Origin of the sequence: Pseudomonas sp. CK-NBRI-02 (assembly GCF_008124495.1) — a bacterium.
GTDB lineage: Bacteria > Pseudomonadota > Gammaproteobacteria > Pseudomonadales > Pseudomonadaceae > Aquipseudomonas > Aquipseudomonas guariconensis.
In genome coordinates, this window is the sequence record NZ_VSJH01000042.1 from 236,647 (window position 1) to 242,646 (window position 6,000).

Genomic DNA, 6,000 nt, shown 5'->3' on the forward strand with positions numbered 1-6,000 from the left:
TTCAGGTGTATCGGGGGGGGGCCCGTTTGCGCGTTGGCGATGATCGTAGTGGGAGCGGGTTTATCCGCGAAGCAACCGATTCAGTGCTTGCGGATAAACCTGTTTCCAGCCAGGCGTTGGATCAGCCCAGTGGCGGGGTGCGCGGCGGAATCATGCGACGCGAGCCGGTGGCCTCGAAGGCGGCACCGAAGCTCAGCAGTGCATTGTCGCTGTAGGCACGGCCTGCGAAGGTCAGACCGACCGGCATACCGATGTCGGCCATCACGCCCATGGGTACGGTGACAGTGGGCACACCCAGGTGACGGATGGCCAGGTTGCCGTTGGCGACCCAGACGCCGTTGCTCCAGGCGATATCTGCCGATACTGGGTTGACGTCGGCATCGGCCGGGCCCACGTCGGCCACGGTCGGGAACAGCACCGCGTCCAGGCCCAGGTTGTCCATCCAGTCTTCCAGGTCCATCTTGCGGGTCTTTTCCAGCCCACGCAGGCCGTCCGGCAGGGTCTCGATCTGATCCCAGGTCTTCAGGCCGCGCTTGGCCATGTTGACGTACTCATCCATGCCGGCCGCCAGGTCGTCCTCACGGTTGGGCAGGGTGCCCGGGTCGTGGGGGAAGATCTGCGGGCCGTCGACGTCGGCCAGGCGGTTGAGCTTCGGATCATTGTTGGCGCGCAGGAAGTCATCGAAGGCCCAGCCGGACAGTTCCCACAGTTCATCGTGCAGGAATTCCTTGGAGACGATGCCGCGGTTGTACACCGTCGGAGCGCCCGGGCGGTCGCCTTCGCAGTTGGACACCAGCGGGAAGTCCACTTCGATCACTTCGGCACCGGCGGCTTCCAGGGCTTGACGCGCCTGCTTCCACAGGTCGATGACGCTGGCGCGGGTATTGATGCGTTGGCCGGTCGGGCCACCGATGCCAGGTTTTTCCGAGGTGCCGGCGTCAGGGTCGGCATTGATGTACATCTTCGGCACGCCAAAACGCTTGCCCTTGAGGGCGCTGGCGTCGACGGCCAGATCCAGGTAGGAAGCCGGGCGTACCGAGGACGCAGCCGGGATCGGCACCCATGGCTGTAGACGCCACAGGTCGCCACGCTTGTCGGCGTCATCGGCAACGACGACATCGAGGATTTCCAGCAGATCGGCCATGGTGCGGGCGTAGGGCACCACGACGTCCATGGTCGGCGTCAGCGGCCAGTTGCCGCGCACCGAGATGACCCCGCGCGAGGGGGTATAGGCGCACAGACCGTTGTTCGAGGCAGGGCCACGGCCGCTGGACCAGGTTTCTTCTGCCAGGCCGAAAGCCGAATAGCTGGCAGCGGTGGCGGTCCCGGCACCGTTGGACGAGCCGGAGGCGAACGGCGCGGTCAGGTAGGCGGCGTTGTACGGGCTTTCGGCGCGGCCATAGACGCCACGCTGCATGCCGCCGTTGGCCATCGGTGGCATGTTGGTCTTGCCCAGGCAGATGGCACCGGCGGCGCGCAGGCGCTCGATGGTGAAGGCGTCGCGCTGGGCCACCAGGTCCTTGAAAGCCGGGCTGCCGGAAGCGGCGGTCAGGCCTTTGACCAGGTAGCTGTCCTTGGCGGTGTAAGGGATGCCATCGAGCGGGCTCAACGTCTGGCCCTTGGCTCGGCGAGCGTCGGAGGCCTCGGCCTCCTTGAGCGCTTCAGGATTGCGTACCACCACAGCGTTCAGGGCAGTGGCGGTGTCGGCTCCGTCATAGGCGTCGATGCGGGCCAGGTAGGCCTTGACCAGCTCAACCGCCGTCGTGCGGCCGGACTCGAGCGCGTCGCGCAGCTCGGCAATGGAAACCTCAGTTACCTCGATCATGCTGTCACCAGTTATGCAGGTGGAAACTCGTGGCGCGAGTGTAGCAAGAAGCCCTTGCCCGGCGCAGGCATGCAGCGTGGCAATGGTCATTTGCACGGCGGCAGTCTCGTGCGCTGCATGCGTGCGTCAGTGCATGTGTCGAGGTCGAGTCTCAGACCGCCTCGAATGGCGTTTTTTCTGGTTTGCGAAGGCCACTACGCGCCCCATCCGCAGGCTTCGTCAGCGTCTACAGGTTCCGTAGGCGCTTGCTCGGTGGAAGCTGGCAAGCCTGCGATGGGCTGCAAGGCAGCCCAGGCATTTCATACCAAGTCTGCCGCCGAATGCCGCTCCGGCACCTGGCTTTGCTCATCCCCCCAGGTCCGGTTCACCCGGGTACCTCGCTGCACGGCCGGCCGTTGGGCGATGGCCTCGGCCCAGCGCTGCACATGGGGGTATTCATGCACAGCAAGAAACTCTGCCGCGCCATACAGGTTGCCGCGCACCAACTGGCCATACCAGGGCCATACGGCGATGTCGGCAATGCTGTATTGCTCGCCGCCCAGGTAGTCGCTTTCGGCCAGACGTCGGTCGAGCACATCCAGTTGGCGCTTGGCCTCCATGGTGAAGCGATTGATGGCGTACTCGAACTTCTCGGGTGCATAGACATAGAAGTGACCAAAACCACCGCCCAGGTAAGGCGCCGAGCCCATCTGCCAGAACAGCCAGTTCAGGCACTCGGTCCGGGCAGCTGGGGCCTTGGGCAGGAAAGCGTCGAACTTCTCGGCCAGGTACAACAAGATCGAACCGGACTCGAACACCCGCACGGGCGGCTCGACGCTGCGATCGAGCAGGGCGGGGATCTTCGAGTTGGGGTTGATCTGCACGAACCCGCTGGAAAACTGGTCGCCTTCGCCGATGCGGATCAGCCAGGCGTCGTACTCGGCGCCGGCATGGCCGAGAGCCAACAGCTCCTCCAGCAAGATGGTCACCTTGACCCCGTTGGGCGTGGCCAGTGAGTACAACTGCAGCGGGTGCTTGCCCACCGGCAGCGCCCGCTCGTGGGTGGGGCCGGCGACAGGCCGGTTGATGTTGGCGAACTGACCGCCGGACGGCGCCTCGTGGGTCCAGACCTTGGGCGGGGCGTAGGGTTTGCTCATGGGCGAAGTCTCCTGAAGGCTCGAGGTAGGCACATCGTAAGGTGGACCTGCATCTATGCCATGGGTTCGCCGCCGGGGGCAAATGCATTGTGGGGGTGCGTTGGGGGCATCACGCCATGCGCTGAAGGCGTGGCGGTATGGGCGCGGGCCCTCGCTTACAGTGGGCGGTGACGCTGTAAGCGAGGGAATGGGCTAATAGAAAGCGGCGCTCACCACGGCGCGATTACTTTATTGGCTGGCGACAGATGGTGCCTCGGAACCAATGATCAGGCCGCGTCTGGGTCCCCCCGACTGGAAACCCGGCATATTGTGGCGTCAGCATCCAACGCATGCCTGGCCCCGCTGCATCAGGTAGCCAGACCTCATATGTTAGCCAGTTGATTTGCATATAGCCCCATTCTGAGGTCGGGGTGCCCAGGGCGCGAACATTATCGCCTTTTGTCGCTTCGGCTTTTGATACTTGTACAAGTCCCAGGGAACTACAGATTTTCATCGCGTCCTTCCAAGGTTCCATATAGTCGTGCGCCATATGGAACCAGTTACTTACCTTGAAGGTATAACGGTGTGTCACTGCGCTGCCCTTGCGAGCGCCGGTAATCGTTATCGTGCCCGAGTCGGTTTCACTGGGTTGCGCAGTGAACTCGAAGTATCCATTGCTTGAGGGCGTTAGCCAACTTGCCGTTGAAGTCCATGTGTAATCCACTGGGTCGGCGCCGTTTGCCAATTCCACCACAAAACTGGCTTCCAAATGAGCGGTAGTCGGGAACCCGGTACTTACAGGAAATCGATGCCGGGGCCGGCCGGCATTCAGTGCTACGATCTCGGTACTCATCAGCTCGATGGGGCGCTTCAATGAGTTCATGTTGATTCCATCCAGGCGTGGGACAACTTCATAACGGCCTACCTTCGGCCCTTGCAGTTGCACCTGATAGCCCTTGGCCGTTGATGTGACTGCGCTTAGCGTGACATCGGACGTGGGCTTTCCAGCGCTGTCCGTCACGAGGAACGAGACCCGATCGAGCAGGTCGGCTATCGATTGATCGAGCTCGTTGCGCACGTCAAATGTAATGGCGGCTTGGTGCACGTCATCGGCGAATATTTTGGAGTTCGACAGCGTGATCGTGGAGTGCGCCTCTGATGGCAGCAACGTCAATACGGTCAACTCCGCTGTCAGGCTATCCATCGAGTTGTTTTCAACGCGAGGGGTGATGGTCAGGTCGCCCGGTATCTTCGTTTTGAGCGTGGTGCGGTAGTTGCCCTCCACGGTTTCCTGCACAGGGTCCAACTTGAAGCCCTCAGGTGGCAGTGGTTGGTTGCTGGCGTCCCGGACGATGAATGTCAGTGCATCGGCCAACCCACTCACCGGCTTGTCGTTGATGTCCTTGGCGGTGAAGTTCAGGGTGGAGAACTCCTTCAAATTGGCCTTGATCGTGTCCGGCTTGATCTGAAACTTCGAGTGGCTTGCAGCTGGCGGCAGAGGCAGCAGCTCGACGTCGGCTTTCAGCGTGCCGAACGGGGCGCCGTTGTAGTGCGGTATGAAGGTGTAGTGGCCTGGGATAGTGCCCTGGAGCGTCGCACGGTACTCACCGGTCTTGGCTTCTGAAATGTCGCCGAGCGTAATGCCCGGGGCCGGGCCGTTGGCCAGTTCGAACTTCAGCTGATCGGCGAGACCTCCCACGGGCTTGTCGTTTGCGTCCCTGGCGGTGAAAGTCAGCGTCGATGGGTCGGTGCCACTTGCCGGGATCTTGGGCGGTGCGGCCTCGAACGTCGAGCGGCCTAGTGCAGGCGGCAAGGCCTTCAGTTGCACGGTGGCACTCAAGCCATTGACCGGCTGGCGCCCGATGGTCGGGACAAAGGTGTAAGTGTCTGCTTGCAGGCCGCGCACTGTGGTGACGTAGATGCCGGTATTGCCGCTCTCCTGGATCGGCTCGAGGGTGAGCTCGTCAGGTGCCGGTGGCAGGCCGCTGCTATTGGTGGCATTCACTGCCAGCCGGTTGCCCAGGCCGGTGACGGGATTACCGTTGATGTCCTTGGCCACGAAGGTCAGTGTCGAGGGATCGGAGCCGTTGGCCGGGATGATGTCTGGCTTGGCCTCCAATTTCGAAGTGGACGGCACGGGCCGCAACGCCTGCAGCTCAACCTCGGCGTTGAGGCGGCCGATGGGCTTACCGCCCAGCTGGGGGGTGACGGTGTAACGGCCGACCAATTTGCCCTTGAACGTCGCGGTGTAGCGGCCTTGGGCGCTTTCCACGATGCGGCTCACCGTCACATCCGGAGGCGACGCGCTGCCCTTGTCGCTGTGCACCGCGAACTTCAGGTGTTTGGCGATGCCCTCCACCGGTGCGCCATTGGCGTCCTGAGCGGTGAAGGTGAGTACAGCATGGGTTTTGTCGTCCGCCGGGAGTGAGCTGCGGTCTGCGGCGAAGGCGGATTTGCCGTCGTCCGGCACAGAGCTGACCGTGCTGACCTGCGCTTGCGACAGCGCAGTCCCTTGAACGGACGGGGTCAAGGTAATCGATTGCGGCGCGCTGCCCGCGGTCACCCGTACTTCATAGTTGCCCGCCGAAACACGCTCAGGCTTCGAAACCACGATGCCGCCGGCGCGCGTTTGCGTCTCGGCGACAGCGATCTGAATATCCGCCAAGGCGATGTCCACCGGCTGCTGCTGCTCGTCGCGGATGGCGAGGGTCAGGGTTTGCTGAGTCTTGCCATCGGCCGGCAGCACGGTATGGGCAGGGGTGAAGGTCGAGTGGCGCGCGCTGACCGCGGGAGCGTTGACGATCACGCGGGTCTCGCTGCGCCCGGAGCGGTTGCCTTTGCTGTCCACGGCCACGCCATGGAGGGTGTAGACGTTGGTTTGCTGGGTTTGGTAGTCGGGCAGCAGCACGCTGTAGTGGGGGCCGCCGTCGTGCACGAGCCGGCCGCCGGCCTGCAGCAGCGCCGGGGCTGTCCAGTCGATGTGCGACAGCGGGTACTTGCTGTTGACCCACACGCTCAGGGATTTGGTCTCGCCGCCCTGGCCGCTGACGTGGGCGGCGG

The 6,000-nt window shown here is 63.2% G+C and carries 3 protein-coding genes; all 3 read right to left on the reverse strand.

Features of this window, described 5'->3' with window-relative positions; genetic code table 11:
- Positions 1 to 121 precede the first annotated feature (121 nt).
- The gene (locus DQ397_RS24420) at positions 122 to 1,825 is read right to left on the reverse strand and encodes an amidase (protein WP_043215839.1); all 1,704 of its coding nucleotides are present in this window, start codon (positions 1,823 to 1,825) and stop codon (positions 122 to 124) included.
- A gap of 299 nt (positions 1,826 to 2,124) precedes the next feature.
- Complete coding sequence (yghU, locus tag DQ397_RS24425) at positions 2,125 to 2,961, reverse strand: glutathione-dependent disulfide-bond oxidoreductase (RefSeq protein WP_043215838.1); 837 nt, start codon at positions 2,959 to 2,961, stop codon at positions 2,125 to 2,127.
- Between the two features lie 223 nt (positions 2,962 to 3,184).
- A partial coding sequence (locus tag DQ397_RS24430) for an invasin domain 3-containing protein (RefSeq protein ID WP_218573710.1) occupies positions 3,185 to 6,000 on the reverse strand: 2,816 nt, incomplete at its 5' end.

Coding starts and splice junctions, on each gene's coding strand:
- DQ397_RS24420 (WP_043215839.1), bottom strand. CDS start 1,825: ATGATCGAGGTAACTGAGGTTTCCATTGCCGAGCTGCGCGACGCGCTC.
- yghU (WP_043215838.1), bottom strand. CDS start 2,961: ATGAGCAAACCCTACGCCCCGCCCAAGGTCTGGACCCACGAGGCGCCG.